The organism is Azospirillum sp. (genome assembly GCF_035627195.1).
Lineage (GTDB): Bacteria > Pseudomonadota > Alphaproteobacteria > Azospirillales > Azospirillaceae > Azospirillum.
This window is the reverse complement of record NZ_DASPMG010000073.1, coordinates 1-15,128: the sequence shown is the minus strand read 5'-3', so window position 1 is coordinate 15,128 and position 15,128 is coordinate 1. Positions and strand designations below refer to the sequence as shown.

14 protein-coding genes are annotated in these 15,128 nt (G+C 71.0%); 7 read left to right on the top strand and 7 right to left on the bottom strand.

Features of this window, described 5'->3' with window-relative positions; genetic code table 11:
• Positions 1 to 196 precede the first annotated feature (196 nt).
• The 3 genes from pyk (at position 197) to VED21_RS06200 (ending at position 4,275) form a co-directional block, all read left to right on the top strand.
• Complete coding sequence (gene pyk, locus VED21_RS06210) at positions 197 to 1,636, top strand: pyruvate kinase (RefSeq protein WP_324881454.1); 1,440 nt, start codon at positions 197 to 199, stop codon at positions 1,634 to 1,636.
• Positions 1,637 to 1,817: 181 nt separating this feature from the next.
• A complete protein-coding gene (locus VED21_RS06205; RefSeq protein ID WP_324881453.1) occupies positions 1,818 to 3,827 on the top strand; it encodes an ATP-binding protein in 2,010 nt (669 codons plus the stop codon).
• A 94-nt stretch (positions 3,828 to 3,921) separates the two neighbouring features.
• Positions 3,922 to 4,275: a hypothetical protein gene (locus VED21_RS06200; protein WP_324881452.1), complete on the top strand. Its 354-nt coding sequence runs from the start codon at positions 3,922 to 3,924 to the stop codon at positions 4,273 to 4,275.
• Here the strand turns inward: VED21_RS06200 and VED21_RS06195 are convergent.
• The 3 genes from VED21_RS06195 to VED21_RS06185 form a co-directional block, all read right to left on the bottom strand.
• On the bottom strand, positions 4,221 to 5,078 hold the full coding sequence (locus VED21_RS06195) for an AraC family transcriptional regulator (protein ID WP_324881451.1): 858 nt from the start codon (positions 5,076 to 5,078) through the stop codon (positions 4,221 to 4,223). The two genes, VED21_RS06200 and VED21_RS06195, sit on opposite strands and share 55 nt — an antisense overlap.
• A gap of 5 nt (positions 5,079 to 5,083) precedes the next feature.
• Complete coding sequence (locus tag VED21_RS06190) at positions 5,084 to 5,893, bottom strand: methyltransferase domain-containing protein (RefSeq protein ID WP_324881450.1); 810 nt, start codon at positions 5,891 to 5,893, stop codon at positions 5,084 to 5,086.
• Between the two features lie 116 nt (positions 5,894 to 6,009).
• Positions 6,010 to 6,588 carry a tetratricopeptide repeat protein gene (locus tag VED21_RS06185; protein ID WP_324881449.1) on the bottom strand — a complete coding sequence of 193 codons (579 nt, stop codon included), beginning with the start codon at positions 6,586 to 6,588 and terminating at the stop codon, positions 6,010 to 6,012.
• A gap of 124 nt (positions 6,589 to 6,712) precedes the next feature.
• Here VED21_RS06185 and VED21_RS06180 point away from each other — a divergent pair, with 124 nt between their 5' ends.
• Positions 6,713 to 8,431 (top strand): uracil-xanthine permease family protein, encoded by a 1,719-nt coding sequence (locus VED21_RS06180; protein WP_324881448.1) that lies wholly within the window; start codon positions 6,713 to 6,715, stop codon positions 8,429 to 8,431.
• 43 nt (positions 8,432 to 8,474) lie between these two features.
• Here VED21_RS06180 and VED21_RS06175 read toward each other — a convergent pair whose 3' ends face one another.
• From VED21_RS06175 to VED21_RS06165, 3 genes are all read right to left on the bottom strand, one after another.
• Positions 8,475 to 9,062 (bottom strand): DUF882 domain-containing protein, encoded by a 588-nt coding sequence (locus VED21_RS06175; RefSeq protein ID WP_324881447.1) that lies wholly within the window; start codon positions 9,060 to 9,062, stop codon positions 8,475 to 8,477.
• Positions 9,063 to 9,305: 243 nt separating this feature from the next.
• Positions 9,306 to 10,043 (bottom strand): FadR/GntR family transcriptional regulator, encoded by a 738-nt coding sequence (locus tag VED21_RS06170; protein WP_324881446.1) that lies wholly within the window; start codon positions 10,041 to 10,043, stop codon positions 9,306 to 9,308.
• A gap of 85 nt (positions 10,044 to 10,128) precedes the next feature.
• Positions 10,129 to 11,049, bottom strand: coding sequence for a DMT family transporter (locus VED21_RS06165; RefSeq protein ID WP_324881445.1), 921 nt, complete (start codon positions 11,047 to 11,049; stop codon positions 10,129 to 10,131).
• 153 nt (positions 11,050 to 11,202) lie between these two features.
• Between VED21_RS06165 and VED21_RS06160 the strand changes: the two genes are divergently transcribed.
• Positions 11,203 to 12,075, top strand: a complete 873-nt coding sequence (locus VED21_RS06160) for an N-formylglutamate amidohydrolase (RefSeq protein ID WP_324881444.1) — start codon at positions 11,203 to 11,205, stop codon at positions 12,073 to 12,075.
• A 4-nt stretch (positions 12,076 to 12,079) separates the two neighbouring features.
• Positions 12,080 to 13,222 (top strand): carboxylate-amine ligase, encoded by a 1,143-nt coding sequence (locus VED21_RS06155; RefSeq protein ID WP_324881443.1) that lies wholly within the window; start codon positions 12,080 to 12,082, stop codon positions 13,220 to 13,222.
• Positions 13,223 to 13,244: 22 nt separating this feature from the next.
• Here the strand turns inward: VED21_RS06155 and VED21_RS06150 are convergent, their stop codons facing one another.
• The gene (locus VED21_RS06150) at positions 13,245 to 13,619 is read right to left on the bottom strand and encodes a hypothetical protein (protein ID WP_324881442.1); all 375 of its coding nucleotides are present in this window, start codon (positions 13,617 to 13,619) and stop codon (positions 13,245 to 13,247) included.
• A 237-nt stretch (positions 13,620 to 13,856) separates the two neighbouring features.
• On the opposite strand from VED21_RS06150, the gene VED21_RS06145 reads away from it, so the two are divergent.
• The coding region (locus tag VED21_RS06145; RefSeq protein ID WP_324881441.1) for a cache domain-containing protein at positions 13,857 to 15,128 on the top strand (1,272 nt) is incomplete at its 3' end.

Below are 15,128 nucleotides of genomic sequence, written 5' to 3'. Positions count from 1 at the left end.
TGATTGGCGGGCCTTCCGCCCGGAAAAGCCAGCCGTACCGCCGAGGTGACGCGGGAATGCCGATTCCATTCCACGGAACCCCATTCCATGGAGCCCCATTCCATGGAATCGATGCGCGGCCATGTGCCGGCGCGCCCTGTTGAGCCCCCGAATTGAGCCCGTGCATTCTCCGGCAGCCGATCAGGATACAGGAACGATGAAACGCAAAGGCAGCCCGTACCGCCGCTTCCGCCTGACCAAGGTCGTCGCCACGCTGGGCCCGGCCTCCTCGACGCCGGAGATGATCCGCGCCCTGTTCGAGGCCGGGGTCGACGTCTTCCGCCTGAACTTCAGCCACGGCAGCCACGAGGACCACGGCGAGCGCCTGCGCGCCATCCGCGCGCTGGAGGAGGAGACCGGCCGCCCCATCGGCGTGATGGCCGACCTGCAGGGCCCGAAGCTGCGCATCGCCACCTTCGCCAACGGCCCGATCACGCTGCAGGCCGGGCAGAAGTTCCGTCTGGACCTGTCGCGCACGCCGGGCGACGCCAACCGCGTGGGCATGCCGCACCCCGAGATCTTTGCGGCCCTGGAGCCGGAGGCCGAGCTGCTGCTGGACGACGGCCGCGTGCGGCTGCGCGTCGTCGACTGCGGGCCGGAACACGCCGACACGGTGGTGGTGTCGGGCACCCGCCTGTCCGACCGCAAGGGCGTCAATGTGCCGGGCGTGGTGCTGCCGCTGTCGCCGTTGACCGAGAAGGACCGCGTCGACTTGGACTTCGCCCTGAGCCTGGGCGTGGACTGGGTGGCCTTGAGCTTCGTGCAGCGGCCCGACGACGTGGCCGAGGCGCGCAAGCTGATCTCCGGCCGGGCGGCGCTGCTGTCCAAGCTGGAGAAGCCGTCGGCCATCCAGCACCTGGACGGCATCATCGAACTGTCGGACGGCATCATGGTGGCGCGCGGCGACCTGGGCGTGGAGATGCCGGCGGAGGACGTGCCGTCCTTGCAGAAGCGCATCGTCCGCGAATCGCGCATTGCCGGCAAGCCGGTGATCGTCGCCACGCAGATGCTCGAATCCATGGTCTCCAGCCCGGCGCCGACGCGCGCCGAGGCGTCGGACGTGGCGACCGCCGTGTACGACGGCGCCGACGCGGTGATGCTGTCGGCCGAGACGGCGGCCGGCGCCTATCCGATCGAGGCGGTGTCGATCATGGACCGCATCGCGCGCCGGGTGGAACAGGACCCGTTGTACCGCACCATCATGGACGCCCAGCACCCCGACCCGCAGCACACCGCCGCCGACGCCATCACCGCGGCGGCGCGCCAGGTGGCGCACACGGTGGAGGCGGCGGCGATCGTGACCTACACCACCTCGGGCTCGACGACGCTGCGCGCCGCGCGCGAGCGGCCGGAGGTGCCGATCCTGTGCCTGACGTCGAGCATGGAGACGGCGCGGCGCCTCGTCGTCGCCTACGGCGTGCACAGCGTGCACACCGCCGATATCGACAACTTCTCGGAAATGGTGCGCAAAGCCGCAAGCATCGCGTACGCCGACGGCATCGCGGACGAGGGGCAGCGCCTCGTCATCACCGCGGGCGTGCCGTTCGGGACGCCGGGCAACACCAACATCCTGCGCATCGCCTGGGTCGAGAGCTGAGCGGGCGGGCCGGGGGCGCGAAAAAGTTTGTGGTGCAAACTTTCCGCTGGCAAGCCAAAGAGCCTCTAAACCATACTGGGGTATGACGGTTCGGTCTGCCGGAACAGGAAGGGGCACATCCTCGACGCACCGCGAAGCACTCCCACGCTGGGGCCTTCTGACCCTTGCCGTGGGGGTGCTGGTGCCGCTCCTGGCGTTTGCCGCCGTCATCCTCGTGCTCCTCAACCGTCAGCAGGAGCGTGCCATCGAGGCGCTGCTGTGGCAGACCGTCAGCGCCGCCGCGGAGGACGTGGTCCAGCAGGTCAACAACGACCGCTCGGCGCTGGAGAGCCTGGCGGCGTCCCCGGCGCTCGACGGTGATGACCTGATGGCGTTCCGCGAGCACGCGCGGCGGGTGTTCCGGGCCCATGAGCACTGGCTGACGCTGATCGTCACCGACCACGAGCGGCAGCTCCTGAATCTGCTGGTGCCGCCCGGCCACGACCTGCCGCCCATCGTCGATCCCCACACTCTGGAGACGGTGCTGCGCACCAGACAGGCGACGGTGGGCGACCTGCTGTCCTATGCGGGCGGTTACGCCATGCCCATCCGCGTGCCGGTGCTGCGCGACGGAGCCGTCAAATACACGCTGGCCACCTTCGTCCGGCCGGACATCTTCACCCGCCTGCTGATCGGCGCCCGCCCGCCGGAGGGGTGGGTCCTGGCGCTGTGGGACCGCAACCACACCTTCATCGGCCGCACCCGGGGCGCCGACCGGCTCACTGGCACGCCCCTGCCGGCGGCGTATCGGGCTGAACTGACGCGGCAGGAGGGGCGTATCTTCCGGACCATCAGCCGCGACGGCGTCCCCGCCTACAGCGGCTTCCTGCCGGTGACCGGCAGCCAGTGGCAGGTCGGCGTCGGTGCACCCATCACCGTCGTGGAGGGGCCGTACCAGTTCCTGCGCCGTTCGACCTGGATCGGCGGTGCCGCGGCGGTGGCGGCAGCCGTGCTGCTGATGGCCATGCTGCTGACCGCGCTGCGCCGCCGCCACGCGGCCGAGCAGAAACTGCTGGCCGTGCGGGCGGAGCAGGAACTGGAACAGCGCCTGGGCGACATCGCCGCCAACTTCCCCGGCGCCATCTACCGCCGCGAACTGCGTCCCGACGGGTCCATGGGCTACACCTACCTCAGCCGCAACGCCAAGGCGCTGCTGGGTGCGGAAGTCGAGGAGGGGCTGGGCTGGAAGCCGTGGTCGGTGGTCGGCAACCGCCTTCCCGAAACGGAGCAGGCCAAGTGGCTGGAGGCGTTGCGCCGTTCCGCGGAGACGCTGGAGCCGTTCGACCTGCAGATGCAGATCCCAATGCCGGACGGCCGCATCGGCCACATCCGCACGCTGGCCTCGCCGCACCGGCGCGAGGACGGCACCGTCGTGTGGGACGGCATCGCCATGGACATGACCGACCTGGAGAAGACGCGCCGCGAGCTGGCCCACGCCCGGGACGAGGCGGAAAGCGCCAACGAGGCGAAGTCGAAGCTGCTGGCCGTCGCCAGCCACGACCTGCGCCAGCCGGTGCAGTCCATGCTGCTGTTCTCCTCCGCGCTCAGCGCGCACATCGCCACCGAACAGGGGCGGGAGATGCTGCACTTCCTCCAGCACAGCCTGGAGACGCTGAAGAGCCTGCTGGACAGCCTGCTCGACATGTCGCGCCTGGACGGCGGCGCCATCACCCCGCAGCCGGAGGACATCGCGCTGGGTGACCTGCTGGACCAGCTGAACGCCACCTACGCCCCGATCGCCCAGCGCAAGGGGCTGGGCTGGCACGTCACCGGCGGTTCCGTGGTGCGCAGCGATCCGGTCCTGCTCGGCCGCATCCTGCGCAACCTCGTGGAGAACGCCTTCCGCTACACGGAGACGGGACAGGTGTCCGTGCACGCCTGTGTCGACGGGCCGCAGGTCCGCATTTCGGTGCGCGACACCGGCGTGGGCATCCCGCCCGACAGCCTGGACCGCATCTTCGAGGAGTTCCATCAGGTTGACGACGGGCGGGGTGCGGGCCGGCATGGGCTGGGCCTCGGCCTGTCCATCGTGCGGCGGCTGGCCCACCTCCTCGGCCATCCGGTCGAGGTGCAGTCGACGGTGGGGGATGGTTCCGTCTTCACGGTCACCGTCCCGTTGGCCGGGTGCCGGGCGGGCGACGTGGCGGCGTGAGTCGAACCCTCAACCGCACGTCGTATGACGTCGGTGCAGGGAAGTTCTTCTCTGGCAAAGCGGAACCGGACGAAAGCCCAGGCGCGGAACATGGATGCCGCTGCTATGTTTTACTGGTGCACCGTTTCCCGTTGTGTTTGTGCTGCCAATGACGACGACCCCTGCTTTCCTTGTGGACTTTCAGGACGCCAGCGATGTCGCCGGCAAACGGCGCATGCTGCGCGGCTGGGCCATGGGAGCGTTGCGCACCACTCTCCAGCGCAACCGGATGGAACTGCTGAACGAACCGGACAGCACGCGCTGCCGGCAGATCCTTTCGGGTTCCATCCTCATCCGCTGCGAACTGGCGCAGCGCCGGACGGACGCGGTTCTGGACGCCGTTCAGGACGCCGTTCAGGACGAGGGGGCCGCCATTCCCCAAACCCGCAGGAATGCACCCGGCGTGTAGCCGAAGCTGCGCTTGAACAGACGCGTCAGGTGCGCCTGGTCGGCGAAGCCGGTGGCCGCCGCCGCGTCGGCGATCGGTTGGCCGGCGCCGATCAGCGCGCGTGCCGTGATCAGGCGCCGTTGCGTCTGCCACGCGCAGGGCGGCATGCCGTAGGCCGCGCGGAAGGCGCGGATCAGGCGGTAGCGCCCGGCCCCGGTCGCCGCTTCGAGTTCCGCCAGGGAGACCGGCTCGGCCGCGCGCGCCGCCAGCAGGTCGCGCGCGCGCCGCGCCAGGGCGGCGTCGCCGGCGGCCGGCGGGCGTGCGGGATGGTGGGCGGCGTGCCGGCCGATCAGGTGGGCCAGCGCCTCCACCGCCCGCACCTCGACGGCGAGCGCCGGGGCGGCGGCGTGCAGCGCCTGGAAGAAGGCCGCGAAGCGCCGCACCGCCTCGGCGTCGTCGATCACGCCGGTGGCGAAGTCCGGCGCCGTGTCCCCCGGCCCGTCCAGTTCGGCGGCCAGTGCGGCGAGGGCCGATGGGGGAATGTGGACGCTCCAGTACGACCAACCGCCCTCCTGCACGTCGCCGGTGTGCACCTCGCCCGGATCGGCGAGGCACAGGGTGCCCAACGGTGCCACCACGCGCTGGCGCCGGTAGCGGAAGCGGTTGGCGCCGCGGGTGATCAGGCCCACCGTGTAATCGTCGTGGAAGTGCGGCGCGAAGCTGCTGCGCCGGAAGTCCGCGCGCAGCACCTCCAGCCCGCCCATCACCCGGGGCAGCCGCCGCAACTCGACCCGGTCACCGCCGTCCCGCATGCCGTCCTGCACGCCGCTCACTCCTCCGGCACGCGCGCCGTCGCCTTGAAGAAGGTGTAGCAGAAGGCGCCCTCCGGACCCTCCGCCGTGGCGTCGAGATCGGCGAGGCCGCGCGCCCACGCCGAAGCGTCGAGCAGCCCGGCCGTCAGCGCCGCCTCCCGCACGCCGTCCACCATCGGCACGATGATGCGGCGCACGAAGCCGTCGCGCAACGCCGGACGGCCGGCGTCGGCATAGACCATGCGCGGCTCCACCACGATGTCGGCGAAGCCGGCCTCGGCGAGCAGGCCGTACAGTCGCCGGCCGATGTCCGGATCGCCGCCCAGGCGGCGCTGGCAGGTCACCAGCGCGCTCCATGCCGCCATGGCCGCGGGCGTTTCCGGGTGGAAGCGGCAGGAGCCGTGGTCGCCCTCCACCACCACGATGGAGCCGCCGGGCCGCACCAGCCGTCGCAGCGTGGCCAGCGCATCCACCGGGCGTGTCAGGTGCTCCAGCAGGAAGCAGACGAAGGCGGCGTCGAAGCTGGCGGGCGGGAAGGGGGCGTTCAGCAAGTCGCCCTGGCGGAACGCGACGGCCGCCGCCCGCTCGCCCAGCCGGGCGCGGGCGCGCGCCAACTGGCCGGCGTCCACGTCCAGACAGGTGAGGTCGATGCCGGGGCTGCCGGCCAGCAGGGCCTGCGTCTGCATGCCGGTGCCGCAGCCGGGTTCCAGCACGCGCGTGCCGGGCGGAAAGCTCGTATCGCCGTGCAGCAGCGGGCGAAGGATGGTCGCCTGATCGGCCAGCCGCTCCGCCTCGCGCGCCGAATAGCCGTGCACGTATCCGCCCATCCGCTCCTCCCCTGGTGTTTAGGCCCTGGTGTGTTAGGCCCTGGTGTGGTCGGGAAGGAGCGTAGCGGTGGCGGCACCGGCCGGTCTTGAAGGAAATTGCACGTTGTCGAGGTGGATTACAGCGGCTGGCCGGCGAGCGTCTGGCGGATCTGGGCGGCGCGTTCGCGGGCGCGCGGCAGGTGCGGGTTGATGGCCAGCGCCGCCTCGAACGCCCTCAGCGCCTCGGCCGGCTGCTCCACCGCCGTGTAGACGAGGCCCAGGCCGACGAGCGCCCCGAAATGGCGCGGCTCCAGCGCCAGCGTGCGGCGGATGTCGTCGACCGCGGCGGCGTAGTCGCCGACCAGATAGTGCGCGTTGGCCCGGCGGTTCCAGCCCTCCGCGTAGTCCGGCGCCTCCGCCACCACCGCGTCGAACAGGACGAGCGCCTGTTCGACGTCGTCCTCGTGCAGGCGGCGCACGCCGTCGCGCATCATCGCCAGCACGTCGGCGCCGGGGTGGTCGAGCCAGATCAGCCAGATCTGCGTCTCCACCGCCTGCGCCGCCTCGTCGCCGGGGGCGGTGCGGAGCTGGCGGAACAGCTCGTCCAGGCGGGTGTCGTCCTGCCGGGCCGCGGCGGGCGAGGCGCCCAGCGCGGCCAACAGCGTGACAAGGATGGCGGCGGCGACGAGCCGCAGTGGCGTCTGTGCGCGTGTCATGCGAAAAGCTTGGGAAGCCTTCGCCCGCGCGGCAACCGCGCGTCGGGCGTAAGGCCGGCGCCCGACGGGGTAGGCCGGCGGCGCCGGGGCACAGAGAGTCGACGAACGATCGGGAGAACAGGACATGTCGCGGCCATCCAACCTGCTGTACGGGCTCAACGACGTTCCGCCGCTGGGCGTGACGCTGTTGAGCGGGCTGCAGCACGCGGCGATGGTCGCCGGCATCGGCGCGGTCTTCCCACTGCTGGTGCTGGCCGCCGCCGGGGCGGACCCGTCGCAGGTGCGCGACACGCTGGCGGTATCGATGCTGGCGCTGGGCATCACCACGGCGCTCCAGGGCGCGCGCCTGGGGCCTGTCGGATCGGGCTTCCTGGCGCCGGCGGTGTTCACGGCGGCCTACCTGCCGTCCAGCATCCAGGCGGCGAAGATCGGAGGGCTGTCGCTGGTGCTGGGCATGACCATCTTCGCGGGCCTGTGCGAGATCCTGCTATCGCGCGTGCTGCACCGGCTGCGGCCCTATCTGCCGGCGGAGATCGCCGGCTTCGCCGTCGCCATGATCGGCGTCGTGCTGGGGCTGCTGGGCTTCCGCCTGATCTTCGGCGTCGACGCGCACGGCGAGCCGCCGCCGCCATCCGTGGCGTTGCGCGGGCTGCTGCTGGGCGGGACCACGCTGGGCATCATGATCGGGCTGAACATCTGGTCGAAGGGCAAGCTGCGGCTGTTCTGCGTGCTGGTCGGGATGGCGGCCGGCTATGCGCTGGCGTGGGCGATGGGCATGCTGGACGTCGGGCGCATGACCGCCGCCGTCGGGCGCACGCCGTTCAGCATTCCGACGCCGGCCGACATGTGGCCGAGCTTCGACTTCGGGCTGGCGCTCGCCTTCGGGATCGGCGCCATCGCCTGCACGTTGCGCGCGGTGGGCGACCTGACGACCTGCCAGAAGATCAACGACACCGAATGGCAGCGCCCGGACATGACGACGATCCGCGGCGGCGTGCTGGCCGACGGCATCGGCACCGTGCTGTGCGGCGTTCTGGGCACGGTCGGGCTGAACACCTTTTCGGGGAGCATCGGCCTGTCGGTAGCGACGGGGATCACGGCGCGCGTCGTCGGCTTCGCCACCGGCGGCGTGCTGATCGTGCTGGCCTTCGTGCCGCAGGCGCTGGACGTGCTGGGCGCCATGCCGCGGGCCGTGATGGGGGCGGCGCTGGTGTTCTCCGGCACCTTCATCGTCATGAACGGGCTTCAGGTCATCCTGTCGCGTCTGATGGACAGCCGGAAGATCGTGGTCATCGGCCTGTCGCTGATCATCGGGTTGTCGCGCGACATGTACCCGCACCTGTTCAACGAGGCGCCGGCCGCGCTGCAGCCGGTGCTGGGCTCGTCCATGGTGCTGGCGATCGGCACGGCGTTGCTGCTGAACCTGCTGTTCCGCATCGGCGTTCACAAGCGCGTGCAGTACGCCTTCCCGGGCTCCGGCGCGTTGCGCGACCTGCACGACCCGCTGGAACGCCAGGGTGCCGAATGGGGTGCGCGGCGCGACGTTTGGGACAAGGTGATGCACGCTTTCGCGGAACTGACCGAGCTGCTGCCGCATCTGGCGCAGCCGCAGACCCGCATCGCCATCGAGGTGGCGTTCGACGAGTACGGGGTGGACACCGAGATCCGCTACACGGGCCAGCCGCTGACGCTGGCCAGCGCCGCGCCCTCACACGAGGAGATGCTGGAATCCGACGACGCGCTGCACCGGCTGTCCAGCTACATGCTGTCCCAGCTCGCCAGCCGCGCGCGCACCGGCACGCAGAACGGCGAGCAGGTGCTGAAGCTGCACTTCGATCATTGAGGGATGGGGCACTGAGGGATGGGGAGGGGGCGGTGGATGCCGCTCAGGCCCCGTGCCACTTGCGCAGCGGGCCGGTGTCGACGTGCACGAAGTTGCTGTGCGGGTAGTAGCCCACGCCGCCGGCGCGCAGGCTGAGCGCCAGCTTGTGCAGCTGGCGCAGCGGCATGCCGGGGATGCGCAGGTCGATGGCCTTGCCCTGCATGTGGTAGCTGAACTGCGCCACGCCGTCGCCGTCCGCCTCGCGGAGCGCCGCGTTGGTTTCGGGCGAGCGGTAACCGGAGATGATGTGGATCGGCCCGCGGCCACCGGTGCGGCGGTGGATCTGGTGCAGGACGTCCAGGAGCTTCGGGTCGATGGCGTGCACCGCGCCCGTGCGGTGGTCGCGCAGCACGCGGTTGATCGCCTGCACCGCGTCGCGGACGTAGCGGCCCTTCGACCAGTACTCGGCCGTGACACGCTCGCCCGTGTGGAGGTTGAGCATGGACAGTTGCCGCGGCGGCGCCTTGATCATCGCCAGGGATTCGGCGGGCTGCAGGATCGTCGCCGCAGCCGCGGCACCAATACCCAGACGCAGAAGGTCCCGTCGGCCGACAACCGGTGCCGGATTCGACTGCCCACACTCGTCGTTCATGAAGCCCCCATCAGCGCCAGACCGGGTTCCGGTCGAGGGTGTTACTCCGAAAGACAGCGCTCTTTAGGGGATCAACCACCACCTTCTGTCAAGCGATCAAAGGTTAACGACCGTTAAGCGTGTTTTTTCAACGCCTTCTCGCATGTTACGGGGCGGTAACACAGCCGGGGCTTCTCCCGGCGCGAACGCCGGAAGCGGCGAATCGGCGGCCCGATTCGCAGGCCGGAACGATGCCTGTGGGAACTAGGCCGGCGCGTTTTCGCCGGCGGGGCGGGCTTGGCGGATCTGCTGGTAGCGTTCCAGGATCCAGGTCAGGTGCCGGCGGATTTCCTCGGCCGCGGCGTCGGGCTCGCGCCGGGATATGGCCTCGTAGATGGCACGGTGGTGGTTCAGCATCATCTCCTCCTGCCCCTCGGCGAAGGGCGGGGAGTGGTGGAACTCCACCATCTGGCCCAGCGTGTCGCGGATGGTGGAGAGGATGTGCAGGTACACCGGGCTGCCGGCGGCGCGGCCGATGGCGACGTGGAAGTCGAAGTCGTCGGCGGTACGGTCGCGGCCGGGCTTGTCCATCACCGAGACGATGCGCCCGATGGCGGCGATGTCGCCGTCGCTGCCGTGCGCGGCGGCGCGGCGGGCGGCCCAGGTCTCCAGCGCGATGCGGATCTCGACGAGGTCGTAGAGGTTCTCGACCTTGACGCGGACCATTTCGGTCAGCGCCGCGTCCATGGCCCCGGCGGAGGAGACGATGCGCGTGCCGCCGCCCTGCACGGCGGTGAGGAAGCCCTGCGTCTTCAGTTTCTGCAACGCCGCGCGCACGGAGACGCGGGAGACGTTCAGCTGCTCGGCCAGCTGACGCTCGCCCGGCAGGCGCTGGCCGGGCACCAGATCGCCGCGCGAGATGCGGTCGAGGAGCTGCTCGGCCACCCACTCCGACACGCGCCGGGTCGGATCGGGCGCTGTGGCGGGGGCTTCATCGGACACGCTGGCTCTCCGGTCTTCCGTCATACTTTAGCAGTACTCGCGCGGGCGTTGAGCGTCAACACAACTGCCGCCCGACGGTCAACGGCTAACGGCTGCCGCGGCGCGCCAGCAGGATGCCGGCCAGCACCACCACGGCGCCCACCGCTTGCCAGGGGCCCAGCGGCTCGCCCAGCAGCACCCAGGCCAGCACGGCGGCGGCGGCCGGCTGCAGCAGCAGGCTGACCGAGGAAAAGGCCGCCGGCAGGTGCGCGAGCGCGTAGGCGATCAGGCTCTGCCCGCCGGCATGGCTGAACAGCGCCAGCGCCAGCAGCACGCCCCAGCCGGACGCGGTGGAGGCGATCAGGCTTTCCCCCGACACGACAGCGATGGGCAGCAGCGCCACGGCGGTGACCACACCGCTCCACGTCATGATGGTGGCGGTGGAGAACTCGGCCCGCAGCTTGCCCACGGCCAGGATGTAGCCGCCGTAGAACATGGCGGTGATCAGGCCCAGCGCGTCGCCGAACAGCGCGTCCGTGCTGACGTGCAGGCTGCGCCCCATCAGCACCACGGCACCGCCGATGGCGAGCGCCAAGCCCAGCACGAAGGTGCGCGAGAAGCGCTCCTTGAAGACCAGCCAGGCGACCAGCGTCACGAAGATCGGCGCGAAGTTGGCGAGCAGCGTGGCGTTGGCGACGGAGGTGAACTTGATCGACCAGTGCCAGAACGCCAGGTCGCCGGCGAAGAACAGCCCGACGGCGGTGAGGCGCAGGTAGTCGCCGCGCGTCGACGGCGGGCGGCTGCGGGTGCTCCTCGGCTCCAGCCGGATCCAGGCGGCCAGCGCCGGAACGGCGAAGGCGACGCGCCAGAAGGCGGTGGCGGTCGGCCCCAGTTCCGACAGGCGCACGAAGATCGGCGAGAAGGCGATGCCGACGGCGCCGGCCAGCAGCGCGATCAGCGCGACGCGCTGCACCCGCTGGGCATCGGCGAGGAGGGCGGCGGCGGTGGGGGAGCTGGCGTCGGGCATGGTCCGCTTATAGCTGGCCCCGCGAACCATCGCCACCGGCGGCGCCGTCATGGCACCGTTGCAGAACGCGGGCCGCCGTCGCCTGTTGCCGGAGGTTGGCTACGCCCGCTAGCCGTCTTCCGCCCTCCGGTTCCCTTGCGTTACAGTCCCGTGATGACCCTGCGCTCTCCCTGTCGACCGTCAGAGCATGAGAGGCCCGTCGGCGGGCCGACGCCGCCGCGCGCGGCGCCCCTGCCGCCGCTGATCGGGCCGGACGACCCGCCGCCGGTCAGCGTCCTCAACGCGCAGGGCCGCGCACCGGTGGTGCTGGTGTGCGACCACGCCTCGCCGGCCGTGCCCCGGTCGCTGGACCGGCTGGGCCTGGGGGAGGAGCAGTTCGCCCGGCACATCGCCTACGACATCGGCGCGGCGGAGGTGACCCGGCTGTTGTCCGCGCGCTTTGCGGCCCCCGCCGTGCTGTCCGGCTATTCACGCCTCATCATCGACCTCAACCGCGCGCTGGAGGATTCGACGGCCGTCCCGGTGGTCAGCGACGACGTGGTCGTTCCCGGCAACCGCGCGCTGGACGCCGAGGACACGCGGCGGCGCGTGGAGGCCTTCTTCACCCCCTACCACGACGCCGTGGCCGCCGTGATCGCCGGCAAGCGCGCGCAGGGGCAGGTGCCGGCGCTGCTGTCGATCCACAGCTTCACGCCGGAGATGCGCGGCGTGCAGCGGCCCTGGCACGTCGGCGTGCTGTGGGACCACGACCCGCGAATCCCCATCCCGCTGATCGAGCGGCTGCGCGCCGACGGCCGTTGGGTGGTGGGCGACAACGAGCCCTATTCGGGCCGCAACACGCTGGGCGGCACGGTGGAGACGCACGCCACGCCGGCCGGCCTGCCCAACGTTCTGATCGAGGTGCGGCAGGACCTGATCGCCACGCCCGAGGGTTGCGCACAGTGGGCGCAGGTCCTGGGCGACGCGCTGGTGCCGATCCTGGCCGACCCCAATCTCTATCGCATCGAGATGCATCCGCGGGAGTGAGCGCATGCCGGAACCCGGCTTCACCATCGGTATCGAGGAAGAGTACCTGCTCGTCGACCGCGGCACGCGTGACATCGTCCAGTCGCCGCCGGACGCCATGCTGGCCGCCTGCCAGGACAAGGCGCCCGGCCAGATCCACCCCGAGTTCCTGCGCTGCCAGATCGAGGTGGGCACCCCTGTCTGCAGGACGGTGCAGGAGGCGCGGGCGGAGCTGGCGCGGCTGCGCGGCACCGTGGCCGGGGTGGCCGACGCGCACGGCCTTGCCCCCATCGCCGCCTCCACCCACCCGTTCGCCGCGTGGGAGCCGCAGAAGCACACCAACCGCGACCGCTACAACATGCTGGCGCGCGACCTGGGGGCGCCGGCGCGGCGGCTGATGATCTGCGGCATGCATGTGCACGTGGGCATCGAGGACGACGACCTGCGGATCGACCTGATGAACCAGATCCGCTACTTCCTGCCGCACCTGCTGGCGCTGTCCACCTCCTCGCCCTTCTGGCGGGGGCGGGACATGGAGCGCAAGTCCTACCGCCTGTCGGTGTGGCATGAGCTGCCGCGCACCGGCATGCCGGAGTCCTTCGAAAGCTACGGCGAATACCTCGCCCACGTGAACGGTCTGGTGCGCACCGGCGTGATCGAGGACGCCAGCAAGCTGTGGTGGGACATCCGCCCGTCCTCGCGCTTCCCGACGCTGGAGATGCGCATCACCGACGTCTGCACCCGCCTGGACGACGCGGTGACCATCGCCGCCATGTACGTCTGCCTGATGCGCATGCTCTGGCGCCTCAAGCTGAAGAACGTGACGTGGCGGCCATACAAGAACCTGTTCATCGGCGAGAACCGCTGGCGCGCCCAGCGCTACGGCTTCGACGACGGTCTGGTGGATTTCGGGCGCGGCGCCATCATCCCGTACCCCGACCTGCTGGAGGAATTGCTGGAGCTGGTGCGCGAGGATGCCGAGCATTTCGGCTGCGTGGCCGAGGTGGAGAACGCCCGCGACATCCTGAAGCGCGGCAGCAGCGCCCACCGGCAGGTGGCGATCTACCGCGAGGCGCTGGAGGCCGGCGCCACCGGCTGGGAAGCCCTGGCCAAGGTCGTCGACTGGCTGGTCGACGAGACCGTGGTGGGCGTGCAGCCGGTGGCGTGAACGGTTCGCCGTCAGCCGCGCATCACTGGCTGCTGCCCGAGGTCGCCGGGCCGGTGTAGTTCGGCAGGCCGGCGAGGCGTTCGGGCTCCAGCATCAGCTGGATGCGCTCGCCCCGGCGCTCCACGTCGGCGGGGCCGAGCAGCACGGTGCGGTCGCCCTCGGCCAGCCGGACGGCCAGCATCGGCGTGCCGCCTTCGCCGTTCACGATGCTGCGCACCGTGCCCACCGGGCGGTTCTCGTACCGGTGCATGACCGTCTTGCCGATCAGTTCGGTGGTGGGGACGACGTCCCAGTGGTCGGGGTTCGCCGGGTCGTTTCCGGTGCGGCCCTGCTGGGCCGATACCGCCGTCGTCGACAGCAGAAGGGCCGCCGTGGCGGCCGCGAGAATCGCGCGCATGGTGCCCTCCGTGCTCGTTCCGACCGTGCACGACAGGCGAGGCGGGCGATTGTTCCCGTCCATGATGCTTCGCAATCGAAGCGACACCGTGCCGCAGGCTTTCGCACCGTCTCTGCCATTCGCAATCCGCAGGACCGCTTTTGAGCGAAAGGCGCAAAGTCCGAACAGGACGATTTCTTGACGCCTCCGGACCCTCGGAGACGCCGGCCGCCAGCGCGGCGCGGAAGGGAGGGGTCCATGTTCGCCAAGCTTTCCATCAAGATGCGGGTCGCCCTCGCGTTCGCCACGCTGCTGATGCTGGCGGTCGCGGTGCTGGTTCCGGTGATGCTCGGCAGCCTGTCGCGCGCCACCCAGCGCGCGGAGGAGCGCGAGCTGGACGGCCACCTGCGGGCGCTGAACGCCGTCACCCAGATGCGCGCCGGAACGGGGGCGGCCATGGCCGCCTTCGTGGCCGCCATGCCCGATGCGCGCGACGCCTTCGCCGCATCCGACGGCGAGGGCCGCGACCGGCTGAAGGCCATGTTCCTGCCGCCGTTCGAGGCGGTGAAGGCCGGCTACGGCGTCGAGCAGTTCCAGTTCCACCGCCCGCCCGCCACCTCCTTCCTGCGCCTGCACATGCCGCAGAAGTTCGGCGACGATCTGTCGTCGTTCCGCTTCACGGTTCTGGAGGCCAATGCGAAGAAGGCTGCGGTGGTGGGGCTTGAGAAGGGCGTGGGTGGCCTGGGCGTGCGCGCCGTGGTGCCCGTGGCGCAGGCCGGCCGGCACCTGGGCAGCGTCGAGTTCGGCATGGACTTCAGCCGCGCCTTCGTCGACGAGTTCAAGCAGTGCTTCGGCGTCGACGCCGCCGTGTTCGTCGAGGACAAGGACGGCCGCCTGAAGATGCTGGCCGCCACCGACGCCGACCTGGTCGCCGACGACGCGGCGCGCCGCGCCGCGCTGGCCGGCGAGCGGCAGATTCGCCGGGCCGAGAAGCACGGGGTGCCGCACACGGCGCTGGTCGCCGCCATGGCCGATTATTCCGGCAAGCCGGCCGCGGTGGTGGAGATCGTCATGGACGCGGGCGAGTACGCGGCCCAGTACCGCGCCGCCCGCGCCACCGCGCTCGCCATCGGCGGCGGGGTGCTGGCGGTGGGGCTGGGGCTGGCGTGGCTGATGGCGCGCGGCATCTCCAACCCGCTGCACGCGCTGACCAAGGCCATGGGCGCGCTGGCGCAGGGCGACCTGGGGCAGGACGTGCCGAATGTTGGCCGCGGCGACGAGGTGGGCGAGATGGCCCGCGCCGTCGCCGTGTTCAAGCGGCAGGCGGAGGAGAACGAGGCGCTGCGGGCCGAGCAGGAGGTGCTGCGCCGCCGGTCGGAGGCCGAGCGCGGCGCCACCGTCCGCCACGTCGCCGACGACCTGGAGAATAGCGTCGGCCGGGTGGCGGAGACCATCGCGTCGGCCTCCTCGCAGATGCTGGCCACCGCGCAGTCCATGGCGCGGCTGGTGGACCGCGCGACCGACGGCAGC

What these genes read in the sequence shown, in the direction of transcription:
- VED21_RS06160 (WP_324881444.1), top strand. Translation starts at nt 11,203, where the DNA reads ATGACCCTGCGCTCTCCCTGTCGACCGTCAGAGCATGAGAGGCCCGTC.
- VED21_RS06180 (WP_324881448.1), top strand. Translation starts at nt 6,713, where the DNA reads ATGTCGCGGCCATCCAACCTGCTGTACGGGCTCAACGACGTTCCGCCG.
- VED21_RS06155 (WP_324881443.1), top strand. Translation starts at nt 12,080, where the DNA reads ATGCCGGAACCCGGCTTCACCATCGGTATCGAGGAAGAGTACCTGCTC.
- VED21_RS06200 (WP_324881452.1), top strand. Translation starts at nt 3,922, where the DNA reads ATGCCGCTGCTATGTTTTACTGGTGCACCGTTTCCCGTTGTGTTTGTG.
- VED21_RS06165 (WP_324881445.1), bottom strand. Translation starts at nt 11,049, where the DNA reads ATGCCCGACGCCAGCTCCCCCACCGCCGCCGCCCTCCTCGCCGATGCC.
- pyk (WP_324881454.1), top strand. Translation starts at nt 197, where the DNA reads ATGAAACGCAAAGGCAGCCCGTACCGCCGCTTCCGCCTGACCAAGGTC.
- VED21_RS06190 (WP_324881450.1), bottom strand. Translation starts at nt 5,893, where the DNA reads ATGGGCGGATACGTGCACGGCTATTCGGCGCGCGAGGCGGAGCGGCTG.
- VED21_RS06175 (WP_324881447.1), bottom strand. Translation starts at nt 9,062, where the DNA reads ATGAACGACGAGTGTGGGCAGTCGAATCCGGCACCGGTTGTCGGCCGA.
- VED21_RS06185 (WP_324881449.1), bottom strand. Translation starts at nt 6,588, where the DNA reads ATGACACGCGCACAGACGCCACTGCGGCTCGTCGCCGCCGCCATCCTT.
- VED21_RS06150 (WP_324881442.1), bottom strand. Translation starts at nt 13,619, where the DNA reads ATGCGCGCGATTCTCGCGGCCGCCACGGCGGCCCTTCTGCTGTCGACG.